Origin of the sequence: Robertmurraya kyonggiensis (assembly GCF_005116465.1) — a bacterium.
In the GTDB taxonomy this organism is placed as follows: Bacteria; Bacillota; Bacilli; order Bacillales; family Cytobacillaceae; genus Robertmurraya; species Robertmurraya kyonggiensis.
In genome coordinates, this window is record NZ_SWBM01000002.1 from 26,528 (window position 1) to 42,568 (window position 16,041).

Annotated in this window: 14 protein-coding genes; all 14 read left to right on the forward strand. The window is 38.7% G+C overall.

Features of this window, described 5'->3' with window-relative positions; all coding sequences use genetic code 11:
- The first annotated feature begins 9 nt into the window (after positions 1 to 9).
- The 14 genes from rpsF to FA727_RS11460 all read left to right on the forward strand — a co-directional run bounded on the left by rpsF (position 10) and on the right by FA727_RS11460 (position 15,833).
- Positions 10 to 297, forward strand: coding sequence for a 30S ribosomal protein S6 (rpsF, locus tag FA727_RS11395; protein WP_136831090.1), 288 nt, complete (start codon positions 10 to 12; stop codon positions 295 to 297).
- A 69-nt stretch (positions 298 to 366) separates the two neighbouring features.
- Positions 367 to 858 carry a single-stranded DNA-binding protein gene (gene ssb / locus FA727_RS11400; RefSeq protein ID WP_136831091.1) on the forward strand — a complete coding sequence of 164 codons (492 nt, stop codon included), beginning with the start codon at positions 367 to 369 and terminating at the stop codon, positions 856 to 858.
- A 45-nt stretch (positions 859 to 903) separates the two neighbouring features.
- Positions 904 to 1,140 (forward strand): 30S ribosomal protein S18, encoded by a 237-nt coding sequence (rpsR, locus tag FA727_RS11405; RefSeq protein ID WP_126410939.1) that lies wholly within the window; start codon positions 904 to 906, stop codon positions 1,138 to 1,140.
- A gap of 409 nt (positions 1,141 to 1,549) precedes the next feature.
- On the forward strand, positions 1,550 to 2,491 hold the full coding sequence (locus FA727_RS11410) for a YybS family protein (RefSeq protein ID WP_136831092.1): 942 nt from the start codon (positions 1,550 to 1,552) through the stop codon (positions 2,489 to 2,491).
- Between the two features lie 89 nt (positions 2,492 to 2,580).
- Positions 2,581 to 4,554 carry a DHH family phosphoesterase gene (locus FA727_RS11415; protein WP_136831093.1) on the forward strand — a complete coding sequence of 658 codons (1,974 nt, stop codon included), beginning with the start codon at positions 2,581 to 2,583 and terminating at the stop codon, positions 4,552 to 4,554.
- On the forward strand, positions 4,551 to 5,000 hold the full coding sequence (gene rplI, locus FA727_RS11420) for a 50S ribosomal protein L9 (RefSeq protein ID WP_136831094.1): 450 nt from the start codon (positions 4,551 to 4,553) through the stop codon (positions 4,998 to 5,000). The genes FA727_RS11415 and rplI overlap by 4 nt, the downstream gene beginning before the upstream one ends.
- A 445-nt stretch (positions 5,001 to 5,445) precedes the next feature.
- Positions 5,446 to 6,807: a replicative DNA helicase gene (dnaB, locus tag FA727_RS11425; protein ID WP_126410911.1), complete on the forward strand. Its 1,362-nt coding sequence runs from the start codon at positions 5,446 to 5,448 to the stop codon at positions 6,805 to 6,807.
- A gap of 188 nt (positions 6,808 to 6,995) precedes the next feature.
- A complete protein-coding gene (locus FA727_RS11430; RefSeq protein WP_136831095.1) occupies positions 6,996 to 8,288 on the forward strand; it encodes an adenylosuccinate synthase in 1,293 nt (430 codons plus the stop codon).
- Between the two features lie 302 nt (positions 8,289 to 8,590).
- Positions 8,591 to 10,051 carry a M23 family metallopeptidase gene (locus FA727_RS11435; RefSeq protein WP_136831096.1) on the forward strand — a complete coding sequence of 487 codons (1,461 nt, stop codon included), beginning with the start codon at positions 8,591 to 8,593 and terminating at the stop codon, positions 10,049 to 10,051.
- Positions 10,052 to 10,364: 313 nt separating this feature from the next.
- On the forward strand, positions 10,365 to 11,072 hold the full coding sequence (yycF, locus tag FA727_RS11440) for a response regulator YycF (protein ID WP_126411059.1): 708 nt from the start codon (positions 10,365 to 10,367) through the stop codon (positions 11,070 to 11,072).
- 9 nt (positions 11,073 to 11,081) lie between these two features.
- A complete protein-coding gene (gene walK, locus FA727_RS11445; protein ID WP_136831097.1) occupies positions 11,082 to 12,923 on the forward strand; it encodes a cell wall metabolism sensor histidine kinase WalK in 1,842 nt (613 codons plus the stop codon).
- Positions 12,920 to 14,242 (forward strand): YycH family regulatory protein, encoded by a 1,323-nt coding sequence (locus FA727_RS11450; RefSeq protein ID WP_136831098.1) that lies wholly within the window; start codon positions 12,920 to 12,922, stop codon positions 14,240 to 14,242. Before walK ends, FA727_RS11450 begins: the two co-directional genes overlap by 4 nt.
- Positions 14,229 to 15,032, forward strand: a complete 804-nt coding sequence (locus tag FA727_RS11455) for a two-component system regulatory protein YycI (RefSeq protein ID WP_136831099.1) — start codon at positions 14,229 to 14,231, stop codon at positions 15,030 to 15,032. The genes FA727_RS11450 and FA727_RS11455 overlap by 14 nt, the downstream gene beginning before the upstream one ends.
- A 6-nt stretch (positions 15,033 to 15,038) precedes the next feature.
- Positions 15,039 to 15,833, forward strand: coding sequence for an MBL fold metallo-hydrolase (locus FA727_RS11460; RefSeq protein WP_136831100.1), 795 nt, complete (start codon positions 15,039 to 15,041; stop codon positions 15,831 to 15,833).
- The last annotated feature ends 208 nt before the right edge of the window (positions 15,834 to 16,041 follow it).

Consider the following 16,041-nt stretch of genomic DNA (forward strand, 5'->3'; position numbering starts at 1 on the left):
GTGAACGTGATGAGAGCGTACGAAATTATGTACATCATCCGCCCAAATATTGAAGATGAAGCTAAAAAAGCACTTGTAGAGCGCTTTGATGGTATCTTAACTAGTAATGGTGCGGAAGTTGCTGAATCAAAAGAGTGGGGTAAGCGTCGTCTTGCATACGAAATCAATGATTTCCGTGATGGCTACTACCAACTTGTAAAAGTTAACGCTGATGCAGCTGCTGTGGAAGAATTCTCTCGTTTAGCTAAAATTAGCGAGGATATCATCCGCCACATCGTAATCAAAGAAGATAAGTAATTTAAGACATATAGTCATTTAACCAAATGTTTCACGTGAAACATTTGTCAAAGAGAGGAGTTGATTCTGATGATGAATCGTGTAGTTCTAGTCGGACGTTTAACGAAAGATCCTGAATTGCGTTATACACCAAATGGTGTTCCCGTTGCGACATTTACTCTTGCTGTGAATCGTACTTTTTCGAATCAACAAGGGGAAAGAGAAGCAGACTTCATTAACTGCGTCATTTGGCGTCGTCCAGCTGAAAACGTAGCAAACTTCTTGAAAAAAGGAAGCCTTGCTGGTGTTGATGGTCGAATTCAAACACGTAATTATGAGGGACAAGATGGGAAACGCGTTTATGTTACAGAAATTGTAGCTGAGAGCGTGCAATTCCTTGAACCGAAAGGTGGTTCTGGAGGCAATGCTGGTGGCTTCGGTGGCCAGAGCCAAGGAGCTCCTTACGGTAATCAGAATCAACCATCTCGCAACGATAACCAAGGCGGGTATACCCGTATAGATGAAGATCCATTTGCAGGTGGCGGTCAAATCGACATCTCGGATGACGATCTTCCATTCTAATTAGATTCGATCTAATAACTATAGAGGAGGGAAATAACCATGGCTATGGGAGGACGTAGAGGCGGTCGCGCTAAGCGCCGTAAAGTTTGCTATTTCACAGCAAACGGAATCACTCACATCGATTATAAAGATGTAGATCTACTTAAAAAATTCATCTCTGAACGTGGAAAGATTTTACCAAGACGTGTAACTGGTACAAACGCTAAATACCAACGTAAATTAACTGTTGCTATTAAGCGTGCACGTATGATGGCATTATTACCATACGTTACAGGTGAATAATAAATGACAAAAAGACAGTTTGGTTCCGTTAACCAGCTGTCTTTTTTACTATGTTTAAGTTTAGTTTGATAACGCATCGAATGTTGTTAAACCTACGCTTGTGCTCTTTGATACGCTGTTTTCGCAATGATTGTGGTTTTTTTCGTAAATGTCCTAATTTTTTTCTTCGAAAAATCCAAAGGCCGACATTTACACTCCCAACTGGGTTTAGAGTCACACATTATTTTTGCACGGCACTTTTCGCTTCTCCCATATGTTTTTTTAGGTAAAACAGGAGATTTGTATGCCAAACTACGAATCAAAAAAGCAACAATGTCTGCGAAAAGAGCCTTTTGATAGAACCGATTGGTTGAAGCCCGAGAGTATTATCGATAAAATAGGTCTTAGGACTTTGTCAGGAGGTTTGAGAGTGAAAAATGTACATAAGCTAACAGAAGGAGCTTTGTTTCTTGCTACCTTTGCTGTTTTATTGCTGATGACGCTTTACATACCTGTACTAGGGATTGTCAGTAATTTGTTTTTGGCCTTACCATTTATTATGTTTGCTACGAAAAATGATCGAAAGAGCTCCTTTGTCTTTTTTATTGGAGGGCTATTGATTTCTTTTATAGTTGGGTCAATTTTGGCTTTACCTTTAACCATTTTATATGGTCTTACAGGAATTGTTCTTGGGGATTGTATTCGAGAAAAGAAGAGTAGAGTAAGTGGATATATCGCTGGAACTTTAGCTTTCTTAATCGTCACGATTCTAACATATGCGGTAACTGTCACATTTTTTAATATAGATATCATTAAAGAATCGATTCAAACGATTAAACTATCCATGGATCAATCGAAGGAAATCTTAGGCTCATTAGGACAAACGCCAGATCCGAAAATGATGGAACAATTTGAAATGGGCATAGACATGCTCGAAACGCTTGTACCAAGTTTATTCGTGATGTCCTCCATTCTAGTCGTGATGATCATTGAACTAGTTTCTTTTCCAATCGCGAAAAGGTTGGGGGTTGCGATTCCAAAGTGGTCACCTTTTAGAGAGTTACAACTTCCAAAAAGCCTATTATGGTATTACTTAGGTGTGTTAGTAGCATCTCTTATCTTTAATCCTGAAGAGGGGACTTTTTGGTATACAGCACTCATTAATTTAGCCTTTGTTCTGCAGTTATTTATGGTTTTACAGGGGCTATCGCTCATTTATTATTTTTCTTATCAGAAAGGCTATCCGAAGGCCCTACCGATCATTATGACGGTTTTAACAATCCTTGTTCCATTCCTTCTTTCTATTGTAAGGATATTAGGTATAATTGATTTAGGTTTTGACTTTAGAAAGCGTATAAGTGAAAAAAAATAATGGATCGATTTTAAAAATTGAAGTGTGCATGATAACATCGATTTGTATATATATTGGAAGAAAAGCTTAGAAATTTGGGAGCTGAAAAAATGCCTTCTTATTTGGATAAATGGCCGACTCGCTATCCGATTTTTGCCTTGATCTTGATTGACCTAGTGATACTAGGAATATTAGCTTATTATAATTGGATCATATGCCTAATTGGAGTAGTGATCGCCGCCATTCCATTTTACTATCTGTTTTTAATTGAATATAAGCAACGCCAGGAAACGGAGAAGTATATTACGACGCTTTCTTACCGCTTGAAAAAAGTGGGGGAAGAGGCGTTAATGGAAATGCCGATTGGGATTATGCTCTATAATGACGATTATTATATTGAATGGGCGAATCCATTTTTAGCATCCTGTTTTGATGAGGAGACGTTAGTAGGACGTTCCCTTTATGACGTAGGGGACTCGGTGATTCCTTTAATTAAACAGGAAGTGGAAACGGAGATTATTCCTTTATTGGATCGGAAATTTAGAGTGGTTCATCGTGCTGAAGAAAGATTGCTTTATTTCTTCGACATCACCGAGCAAGTTGAAGTAGAAAAAATGTATGAAGATGAGCGAACGGCTATAGGAATCATCTTTTTAGATAACTATGATGATTTGACACAAGGGATGGACGACCAAGCGAGAAGTAGCCTAAACAGCCTTGTAACGTCCATACTAAACAAGTGGGCTAATGATAATGGCGTCTTCTTAAAACGTGTTTCTTCAGACAGATTTATTGCTGTTTTTAATGAACAAATTCTTCATTTATTAGAAAAAGGGAAATTCTCCATTTTAGATGATGTTCGTGAAATTACATCTAAACAAAATGTTCCACTTACGTTAAGTATCGGGGTAGGGACTGGCGTTCCTTCTTTACCAGAGCTTGGTGAGCTTGCACAATCGAGCTTAGATTTAGCTTTGGGGCGTGGAGGAGACCAAGTTGCGATTAAACAAACGAATGGAAAAGTGAAGTTCTTTGGCGGAAAAACAAACCCTGTTGAAAAACGGACGAGAGTACGTGCACGCGTGATTTCTCACGCCTTAAAGGATTTGATCACAGATAGTGACAAAGTCATCATTATGGGCCATAAGAATCCTGATATGGATGCCATTGGCGCGGCCATTGGAATTCAAAAAGTAGCTCAAATGAATCAATGTGAAGGGTACATTGTGATGAATTTTAACGAAATCGATACTGGAGTTCGCAGACTGATGGATGAAATTAGAAAGCATGAGTGGCTATTCTCACGCTTTATTTCCCCAGAGCAAGCTCTTGAGATTGCGACAGAAGATACGCTCTTGGTCGTGGTTGATACACATAAGCCTTCTATGGTCATTGAAGAAAGATTGCTTCATCGCATTGATCATGTTGTCGTCATTGACCATCACCGTCGTGGTGAGGAGTTTATTGAGAACCCATTACTTGTTTATATGGAGCCGTATGCTTCTTCCACAGCCGAATTGGTGACGGAGCTGCTTGAATACCAACCGAAGAAAAGTAAAATTGATATGCTAGAGGCAACAGCCCTATTGGCAGGGATCATTGTTGATACAAAAAGCTTTACCTTAAGAACGGGTGCAAGAACCTTTGATGCAGCCTCCTATCTTCGTGGACAGGGAGCGGATACGGTACTTGTGCAGAAATTCTTAAAAGAGGATGTTGAAACCTTCTTAAAACGAGCGAAATTGATTGAATCCGTCTATTTTTACAAAGATGGAATTGCCATTGCAAAAGGGAATGCAGAACAAGTGCTTGATCAAGTGTTAATTGCCCAAACGGCGGATACACTTTTAACAATGGATGGAATAGTAGCTTCCTTTGTCATATCCAAGCGCTCGGATAACATGATAGGGATCAGTGCTCGTTCATTAGGGGATATCAATGTTCAAGTCATTATGGAAAACATCGGTGGTGGAGGTCACTTGACCAACGCAGCTACACAGGTTTATGATATGGAAATCGAAGAAGTAGAACAGGCATTGTTAGAAACGATCGAAGAATATTTAGAAGGGAGAAAGAAGCAATGAAAGTAATTTTTCTAAAGGATGTTAAAGGAAAAGGGAAAAAAGGCGAAGTAAAAAACGTTGCTGACGGGTATGCACAAAACTTTTTACTTAAGCAAGGACTCGCTGTTGAAGCAAACTCATCGAATGTTAGCAGTTTGAATGCACAAAAGAAAAAGGAAGAAAAGTTAGCAGCAGAAGAGCTAGCTGACGCAAAAGAACTAAAAGAAGTGATTGAGCAGTTAACGGTTGAGCTTTCTGCAAAATCAGGTGAGGGTGGACGACTATTTGGTTCTATCACAAGTAAACAAATAGCAGATGCTCTTCAAAAAGTACATGGTATAAAAATCGATAAGCGTAAAATTGAACTGGATGATGCGATTCGAGCACTAGGCTATACAAAGGTTCCTGTTAAGCTTCATACAGAAGTAACAGCTACCCTTAATGTACATGTAAAAGAAGGAAACTAATTTTGGAAGTACCATTTCCGTGAAAACATGATAAAATAATGAAAGAAATGTGATCGGTTGAATGCTGGTCACATTTTTCTAATTCGCTATTTTCGTAATGATTGTTTTTTTTCGTAAATGTCCTAATTTTTTTCTTCGAAAAAAATCTAAAGCCGACATTTACACCTCCTATGGGGTTCCTATTCACACATTATTTTTGCACGGCACTTTTCGCTGCCATCTGACTTCTAATTGAGTTTAAATTAGAAATGTACTTACCAAGTTATAACTCAAAAGCAACAAGTTTTTTTCGTAAGAAAATAAACAATGTTTGCGAAAAGAGCCTTTTAATTAAAATTTTTTTCTATTTAGTAGTTTAATTGTCCAGCAATCATACACACTTTATATACTTAATTAATAGATTTATGGATATGTTTCTAGTCATCTGTAAGGAGGTTTTCCTATAATGAGTGATTTATTTGCAGATCGACTTCCCCCACAAAATATTGAAGCTGAGCAAGCTGTACTAGGTGCTATTTTCTTAGAACCTTCTTCATTAACGCAGGCAACCGAAATCTTGATTCCTGAGGATTTTTATCGTGCAGCACACCAAAAGATATTCAATGTGATGCTAACGCTAAATGATGCAGGGAAGGCGGTTGACTTAATCACTGTTTCCGAAGAACTAGCAGCCACGAAATTACTTGAGGATGTTGGCGGAATCAGCTATTTAAGTGAACTTGCAGGTTCAGTACCAACTGCTGCGAACATTGAGTTCTATGCAAAAATTGTTGAGGAGAAGTCCCTTTTAAGAAGATTGATTCGCACAGCTACAGAAATTGCTACAGATGGTTATCAACGGGAAGATGAGGTAGATGCACTTCTTGTTGAGGCAGAAAAAAAGGTTATGGAAGTATCCGGTCGTAAAAACGGAGGAGCCTTTCATAACATTAAAGATGTTCTCGTTCGCACGTACGATAATATTGAATTAATGCACAATCGTGTAGGTGATATCACTGGAATCTCGACAGGATTTGTTGAACTCGATAAAATGACGGCTGGATTCCAACGAAATGACTTGATTATTGTTGGAGCTCGTCCATCTGTTGGTAAAACAGCCTTTGCCTTGAATATTTCACAAAACGTTGCGACGAAAACAGGTGAAAATGTAGCGATCTTCAGTTTGGAGATGGGTGCGGAACAGCTTGTTATGCGTATGCTCTGTGCTGAAGGAAATATCGATGCCCAACGCTTAAGAACGGGTTCCTTAACTGATGAGGACTGGGGTAAGCTGACAATGGCAATGGGAAGCTTATCAAATGCGGGCATTTTCATCGATGATACACCTGGTGTTCGTGTGCAGGATATTCGTGCAAAATGCCGTCGTTTGAAACAGGAGCATGGTTTAGGGATGATCTTAATTGATTACTTGCAGTTGATTTTAGGAAGTGGCCGTTCTGGCGAAAACCGTCAGCAAGAGGTTTCTGAGATTTCTCGTTCCTTAAAGCAGCTTGCCCGTGAGCTTCAGGTACCAGTTATTGCACTTTCCCAGCTTTCTCGTGGGGTAGAGCAACGTCAAGATAAACGTCCAATGATGTCTGATATTCGTGAATCAGGAAGTATTGAGCAGGATGCGGATATCGTAGCCTTCCTATATCGTGATGACTACTATGATAAGGAATCAGAGAACAAAAACATCATTGAAATCATCATAGCGAAGCAACGTAACGGCCCAACAGGAACAGTCTCCTTGGCCTTCGTGAAGGAATATAATAAGTTCGTTAATTTAGAGCGGCGATTTGATGATGCTGCAGTTCCAACCGGATAAATTCAGAAAAAGATTAGCTACGGCTAGTCTTTTTTATTTGTTGGGAAATAATTTCGAATTATTCACGAACAAAATATAAGTATTTTTGAAAAAATGTTCGTGTTTCATTGACTTTCTTTATGTAGAATTGTACACTTATTTTGTTTGGAAAGAACAATGATCGTTAACCTTATGGAGGTGCTTCTTTAATGTCATCAGTAGTAGTTGTTGGAACACAATGGGGAGATGAAGGTAAAGGGAAAATTACCGATTTCCTTTCAGAGAATGCGGAAGTAATCGCTCGTTATCAGGGTGGAAACAACGCAGGTCATACCATTAAGTTTGACGGAGAAACGTATAAATTACACTTAATTCCTTCAGGGATTTTTTATAAAGATAAGATTTGTGTAATCGGAAATGGAATGGTTGTTGATCCGAAGGCACTTGTAAAAGAACTTGCGTATTTACATGAAAAAGCTGTAACGACTGATAATCTACGTATTAGTAATCGTGCTCACGTAATTCTTCCTTATCATTTAAAGTTGGATGAGGTTGAGGAAGAGAGCAAGGGAGATAACAAAATCGGTACGACGAAAAAGGGAATCGGACCTGCTTACATGGATAAAGCAGCTCGTATCGGTATTCGCGTAGCTGATCTTTTGGATAGAGAAGTATTCGAAGAAAAATTAGCGCGCAATTTAAAAGAGAAAAATCGTTTACTTGAGCGCATCTACGAAACAGAAGGCTTCAAAATTGAAGATATCTTAGACGAATACTACGAATATGGCCAACAAATCAAGCATTATGTTGTTGATACATCTGTTGTATTAAACGATGCTCTTGATGAAGGTCGCCGTGTACTATTCGAAGGTGCTCAAGGAGTTATGCTGGATATTGACCAAGGTACGTATCCATTTGTAACTTCTTCAAACCCTGTAGCCGGTGGAGTAACAATCGGTTCGGGTGTTGGTCCAAGTAAAATCAAGCACGTTGTTGGGGTATGTAAGGCATATACAACACGTGTAGGAGATGGCCCGTTCCCAACAGAATTGGATAACGAAATTGGTCACCAAATTCGCGAAGTAGGTCGTGAATACGGTACAACAACTGGTCGTCCACGTCGTGTTGGTTGGTTCGATAGTGTCGTTGTTCGTCACGCTCGTCGTGTAAGTGGAATCACAGACTTATCTTTAAACTCCATTGATGTTTTAACTGGTATTGAAACGTTAAAAATCTGTGTGGCGTACCGCTACAATGGGGAAGTAATTGAGGAATTCCCAGCTAGCCTTAAGGTATTAGCGGAATGTGAGCCTGTTTTTGAAGAACTACCAGGCTGGACAGAAGACATTACTGGTTGCAAATCATTAGATGAGCTCCCAGCAAATGCGCGTCATTATCTTGAAAGAGTAGCACAGCTTACTGGAATTCCATTATCAATCTTCTCAGTGGGTCCAGATCGTTCACAAACGAATGTTGTGATGAATCCTTGGCGTCAAAACTAAAGAAATGAAGGAGTATGCAAACTGCATACTCTTTTTTTGTTACATGAATGCAACATTCACGTAAAATTATTAGAAAATTTTCTAGAATTGATCCAGTTTCTCTCAAGTCTCTCTATCTCAGACAAAATCCCTTGATTCCCTATAACTAAGCCTCTATTGCATGTACGATTTGTACAAGCTTTGTAAGAATTCGTCAGCTATTATACATTTATGTTACATTATGGAGTCTATTAATCTTTAAAAATTAAACTATGGTACATTAAAGAAGGTGAAAAGTTGTCGGTAGTCTAGGGAGGATTTACATGAATACAAGATTTAAGAGTCTGTCCAAACTCACGGGCAATGGAAGCAAAGGCTTTAAGAAGGTTACTTTTTCTGTAATCGCTTTAACGACCCTAACATTAGGAGTTGGTGCGCATGTATTTGCCGATTTAGCCTTTAATACCGTTTATTATGTGTATGTCGATGATGATTACATCGGTACTGTGTCAGACAAAAAAATAGTTGAAAATATCGTTGATAATAAAGTGGAGGATAAACAGGAGGTTCTTGATACGAAATTAAACCTTACTGTTGGACCAGAGCTTACATATGTTCCTGAACATGTGTTCCAAAATGCTTCCGATACGGATGATCAAGAGGTGGTTAAGAAGCTAGATGAACTTCTATCGATCAAAGCTGTTGCCACTGAGATTTCATTTGGTGAAGACGCACAAGTATATGTGAAGGATTCAGAAGTAGCCAAACAAGTGATTGAAGCATTAAAGCTTAAATATGTAACAAAAGAACAGCTAGAACAACTTGAACAGCAAAAAACCACTACTACAGAAGCTTTACCACCTTTAAAGGAAAATGAAACACGGATATTAGATGTCAAGCTCTCAAAAGAGGTTGCTTATACGAATAAAAAGGTCACTCCTTCGAAAATATTAGCAGTTGAAGAAGCTGTTAATTATATCTTGAAAGGGACTTTAGAAGAAAAGAAGTATAAAGTCCAAGTTGGAGATGCTCTTAGTCAAATTGCTAGTGATCATGATATGAATCTAGAACAATTGCTTACACTAAATCCTGAATTGCAGGAAGACGATTTTATTAAAATAGACCAAGAGCTAAACGTGACAGTGTTAAAGCCGTTAGTTGAAGTGATGGTCGAGAAGGAAGTCTTTCTGAAGGAATCGATTCCTTATGACAAAATTGTCGAAGAAGACGAAACGATGTATAAGGGCGATACCGAAGTGAAGCAAGAAGGAAATGACGGTTCTAGAGAGGTAGCATATAAAATATCAGAACATAATGGTGTTCTTTTAAATAAAGAAATACTTAACGAAAACATCCTTGAAGAGCCAACTGCCTATATTGTGGTCAAAGGGACGAGGGTCATTCCTTCTCGAGGTGAGGGAACATTTGCTTGGCCAGCAGTTGGAGGGTATATTTCCAGTAAACAAGGAACTAGATGGGGCAAATTTCATAAAGGGATTGATATTGCACGACCAAGTGATCGAACCATCAAGGCAGCCGATAATGGAATTGTGAAATTTGCAGGTAATTCTAGCGGCTATGGAAATAAAGTCGTGATTGACCATCAAAACGGTTATGAGACTGTATATGCTCATCTATCTTCTATTAATGTGAGTGTAGGACAAACCGTGAGCAAAGGTTCAAAAATCGGAGTGATGGGTTCCACAGGGAATTCAACAGGTATTCACTTGCATTTTGAAATCTATAAAAATGGCAATCTGGAAAACCCATTAGATTACTTGTGATAAGAAAAGCAGAAGGTCTTATAGATCGGAGCTTTTCTCATCCTTAGAAAGAGTCTCTAGTAATGATAGAGGCTCTTTGTTGCTTCATAGTGGGGGAATGTCTAGCTCCAGCGGCTAACCCCTCGAGTCACTTCAAGCCAGATGTTGAAGTTAAAGTACAAACTTCATCATCTGGCTTTCCAGTGCTTTTCGGGGCTGTGCAAGCCGCTTGCGCTTTTCGATGTAATAGATGAATTCCCTTTGATAAAATGGTACAGTAAATGAAAGAATGTTTTTAAAGGGGTATTCAATCTTATCTTAAAGGAGAAAAGGTATGGATAAAAAAATTCTGGTCGTTGATGATGAAAAACCAATTGCGGATATTCTCCAGTTCAATCTGAAAAAAGAGGGATATGATGTATATTGCGCTTATGATGGCAATAAAGCCCTTGAAATGGTGGAGGAAATCAAGCCGGATCTGATTTTATTGGATATCATGCTACCTCAAAGAGATGGCATGGAGGTTTGTCGAGAAGTCCGTAAGAAATATGAAATGCCAATTATTATGTTAACAGCAAAGGATTCAGAAATAGATAAAGTTTTAGGCTTAGAGCTAGGGGCTGATGATTATGTGACCAAGCCTTTTAGTTCTAGAGAGCTTATTGCTCGTGTGAAAGCAAATTTAAGAAGGCATCAACATGTATCTTCACAAGCTGAAGAAGATGAAACAAATGAAATCGCAGTGGGACAATTGATCATTCATCCTGATGCCTATATTGTTTCCAAACGTGGAGAGAAAATCGAATTGACACACCGAGAGTTCGAGTTGCTTCATTATTTAGCGAAGCATATTGGACAAGTTATGACGAGAGAACATCTTCTTCAAACGGTGTGGGGCTACGATTATTATGGTGACGTGAGAACAGTCGATGTGACGATACGTCGCCTCCGTGAAAAAATCGAAGACAATCCGAGTCATCCTACATGGATCGTAACAAGAAGAGGAGTAGGGTACTACTTAAGAAATCCTGAACAGGAGTAATCCATTTCCATGAAAAAAGTAGGTTTTTTTCGTTCCATTCATTTGAAGCTTGTACTCATTTATGTATTGCTCTTATTGGTCGCGATGCAAATTATCGGTGCGTATTTTGTTCGCCAGTTAGAGTCTACACTATTAAGAAACTTTGAAACGTCTATTCAAGAGCGGGTCGATTTATTGTCTTACTATGTGGGCGAAGAAATGGCGAAGGAAAGAAATCCAGAGGAAGAGGGACCGACGTTACAAGAAGATGTCTACAATATTTTAAAGGATTTCAATAATACTGCAGATATTGTAGAGGTTCAGGTCATTGAAGGAACCTCCTCAAGAATTATCGGGACGTCTGATCCAAATAATCAAGGGATCGTTGGCCAAAGAACGACGGATCGATTAATTTGGAAGGTCATTGCGACAGCTGACAAGGATGGAGATGAGCAAACGCTTATTGACCCTAAGTCTGGTAATCGAATTTGGAAACTAGCAGAACCGATTAACGTGGATGATGATGTGATCGGAGTGATATTTTTAATCGCCAATGTTGAAAATGTCTATTCTCAAATGAAGACGATTAATCAAATTTTCGCCACGGGTACAGCCATTTCATTAGGAATTAGCGCACTTTTAGTTGTCTTTCTTGCACGTACGATTACGAGACCGATCACAGATATGAGAAAACAAGCAATTGCTATGTCAAAAGGGAATTTTTCGCGAAAAGTTAAAGTGTATGGCTATGACGAAATCGGCGAATTGGCGATGACTTTTAACAGTTTGACGAAAAAACTGCAAGAGGCACAGGCTACAACGGAAGGGGAAAAACGAAAACTTTCCTCCGTCCTTTCCTACATGACGGATGGGGTGATTGCCACCGATCGGAAAGGGCGAGTCATCCTGATTAATGAGCCTGCTGCAAAAATGTTGGATGTTTCACGTGAAACAATTTTATCGACATCGATCGTTTCTCTTTTAGGCATCGAGGAAGAATATACGCTGGAAGAGTTAATCGAAACGAAGGAATCGATTATTTTAAATTATAGCACTGCAACAAAACCGTATGTATTACGGGCGAATATAAGTGTGATTCAAAAAGAAACAGGTTTTGTAAATGGGTTAATTGCGGTACTTCATGACATTACTGAGCAGGAAAAAATCGATATGGAAAGACGTGAGTTTGTAGCGAACGTTTCGCATGAACTTCGTACGCCATTGACGACGATGAGGAGCTATGTAGAAGCCCTTGCTGAAGGAGCATGGAAAGACGAAGAAATTGCCCCTAATTTTCTAGAAGTAACGCAAAATGAAACAGAGCGAATGATACGCCTTGTAAATGACCTGTTGCAGTTATCTAAATTAGATAGCAAGGACTATCAGCTAACAACTGAGTGGGTTGATTTTGTCCAATTTTATAGTCGGATTATTGATCGGTTTGAATTAGCGAAGGAGCAAAATGTCCGTTTTGAGCGAAAACTGCTTGACCAAGCGACCTTTGTGGAGATCGATCCAGACAAACTAACCCAAGTATTAGACAATATTATTTCTAATGCATTGAAATACTCCCCAGAGGGTGGAAAGATTACCTTTAAAATGGTGGAAGAAGAAGAAATGATCATTATTAGTGTTTCCGATGAAGGTGTCGGAATCCCGAAAGATAATCTCGAAAAAATCTTTGAACGTTTTTATCGAGTGGATAAAGCTAGAACAAGAAAGCTTGGCGGTACAGGCCTTGGTTTAGCGATTGCTAAAGAAATGGTAGAAGCTCACGGTGGTAAGATTTGGGCTAGAAGTGTAGAAGGAAAGGGAACTACTGTTTCGTTTAGCTTGCCTTATTTACAAACGGAAGAGGATGATTGGTCATGACATATGAAAATATAAAATCAATCATCTTAACAATCCTTATTGTGATGAGTATTTATTTAACATGGAGCATTTGGACGTATCAACCAAAGAACGAATTAATGGAAGATCCTTCATTCGTACCGAGTGTTTCGATTAGTGAAAGTAAAGAGATTAATCAGGTTATAAAACCGGTTCAAATTTATTATCACAGTGATAATGCTCATTATGGGACGACCCAAATTGGTGAAATTGATCGGATTATAAAAGAGGCTAGTACTTGGAGTTTCACTGATTTAGAAGATGTGACAAATCAAACGGGCGAACTATCGGATTTTATTTATGAAAATGGACATGCTCAAATCGTATTTCCTGACAATGTACCGATGGAAATATACAAGAATGTACTGGGAATTAAAGATGACAATACGTCAAATGTAACATTTGATCAAATCATTATTGATCTAAATAATATTAACAAGCAAAACGGGAATGTCTATTTTATATCAACAACTGATCACCGAGCATTTCGCTCAAGTGTAACGGCATCCTTTATTACAAATTTTAAAGAAGATTACTTTGAAAAAGGTTCAACCAATAAGTATTTTGCTCCGTATGCACTAGAAACTTTGTCAGAAAATCAAAAGCTGTTGGTTGGTACCGAGCCGGTGACGATCAATGCTTACAATTATTTGTTAGATGTGATTGAAACGACCAAATTCCGTGATGCCTTATTTCGATATCCGGATTTGGTCAGAAGAAATTCGACAGAATCAGGAGAAGAATACAAGGATTCATCTACGCTGCTCAGTGTAAATATGAAGACGAATACTCTCTTGTATGTTGATACAACGCAGGAAAAGGATGTTACGGTTGATTCGAGTCATCTACTCCGACAAAGCATCGATTTTGTCAACGGTCATCAAGGCTGGACGGATAACTATTATTTTGTTGGGATTGACGAGCTAGAGCAAACAGTATTATTCCGAATCTATGATTCAGCAGGACACCCTGTTTTTAGTGATAATGGAATGTCAGAGATTTTGCAAATATGGGGTAAAACGAGCATCTATCAATACTTACGAAATAATTTTATGCTGGATAACCAACCAGTTGAATCATCCGCAGTTGAACTGATGTCTGGTGTGGACACACTTGAACGGCTAATAAACCGAGAAAATATTGAGCCGGAGTTTATTCAAGAATTAGTTCTTGGTTATGAGATGAAAAGAACGAACGGAGATCCTCTCATTCACTTAGAGCCTACCTGGTACTATAAATATAAGGATCAATGGTGGAATATGAATTCAGGAGAGGAGGGGTTGGAATTTGGATTGGAGTAGAATTAAAACAATCTTTATTGTAACCTTCCTCATTCTCAATATCTATTTGCTTAATGAGTTTTATAAAACATATGATAAGCTTGATTTTATGTCTGAAACTTCTTTCGAAAATAAGTTAAAGACGGAAGAAATTGAGTATAAAGAGCTCCCTAAGAATATTAAGAGGGACAAGTATGTCAGTGCTACTCCTAAGAAATTCACAAAGGATGAATTGGGAAAAATTGCAGATACAACTTTGACAGGACAGTCGATTACAATTAAAAATGAGACAACGATTGAAGCAATTTTGGACGAGCCGTATCCAATTAACCAGGAGAATGTCGCTGAGCAACTGGGGCCTTATTTGCAAAATAATATTTATAAGGGTGACGAGTATAAATTCTGGAAAGTAAATGAAATAGATCAAACGATTACCTACTATCAACAGGTAGACGGTAAACAACTATATAAAAACCTAAATGGTGAATTGACCTTTTATGTGAATGAGGAACAGGAAATTACCGGTTATAAGCAGACGATTCTTGAAAACTTTGAGGAGTTTTCAGAGGGTGTAAATGTCTATCCACCCATCAACGCAATCGAAACCTTATATGAAAATGGAGAATTGCCATTTGGAAGTAAGATTACGAAGGTAGAGCTTGGCTATTATACCTATGTACACTTAACCTCATCACAGGTTTTAACGCCGATATGGCGAGTTGTGGTCAATGGAGAAGAGGATTTGTTCGTTAACGCAGTTGATGGTCAAATTATTCAATTAAACAATGAAGAGAAAAAGATAGTGGAGTGAAGGAAAATGGGGATGCGCTTTAGTGTGCTCGCGAGTGGGAGTACAGGAAATGCTATATTTGTCGAGACGGAAGAGCATTCCTTTTTAGTGGATGCAGGTTTAAGTGGCAAGCAAATGGAAGCTTTATTTGCTAAAATTGATCGTGATATGAGCAAGCTTTCAGGATTACTCGTAACTCATGAGCATAGCGACCATATTAAAGGCGTCGGAGTTGTGGCTCGGAAGTATAAGCTTCCGATTTACGCGAATCAGAAGACATGGGATGCGATGAGCGGTTTAATCGGGGAGATTCCTACAGAACAAAAATTCACTTTCGATATGGAAACTGTGAAGAGCTTTGGTTCCTTAGATATTGAATCATTTGGCGTGTCTCATGATGCGGCGGAGCCTATGTTTTATACTTTCCATCATGAGGGGAAAAAGCTCGTACTAGTTACAGATACAGGGTATGTGAGCGACCGCATGAAGGGTATTATTTCAAATGCTGACATGTATGTGTTTGAAAGCAATCATGATGTACAAATGCTTCGCATGGGGCATTACCCATGGAGTATTAAGCGAAGAATTCTAAGTGATGTCGGCCACGTTTCCAATGAAGATGCGGCAATTGCGATGAGTGAAGTGATTGGAGATCAAACAAAGCGAATTTATTTGGCTCATTTAAGCTTAGATAATAATATGAAGGATCTAGCGACGATGTCGGTAACACAAACCCTACAGGAACAAGGCGTTATTGTAGGAGAGCAGGTGGAGCTCTACGATACAGATCCGAAAATCCCAACGGCATTAACTGCTGTCTAAAACGAGTGTGGAGCGATTTCCACACTCGTTTTTTCTGTAAGCTCTGTTAAAAGTGGGTGTTGAACATTTTACATTAAGAAATAGACGGATAAACTCTGTCTAAATCAAGGAGTTTACTTACTTCTCTATAAATAAGTGGAATTTTTCCTGTTAAGCTATTCATTTTTCATGATTTTGAGGATTTTTGGGTCATTTAGCGGAAAATCTC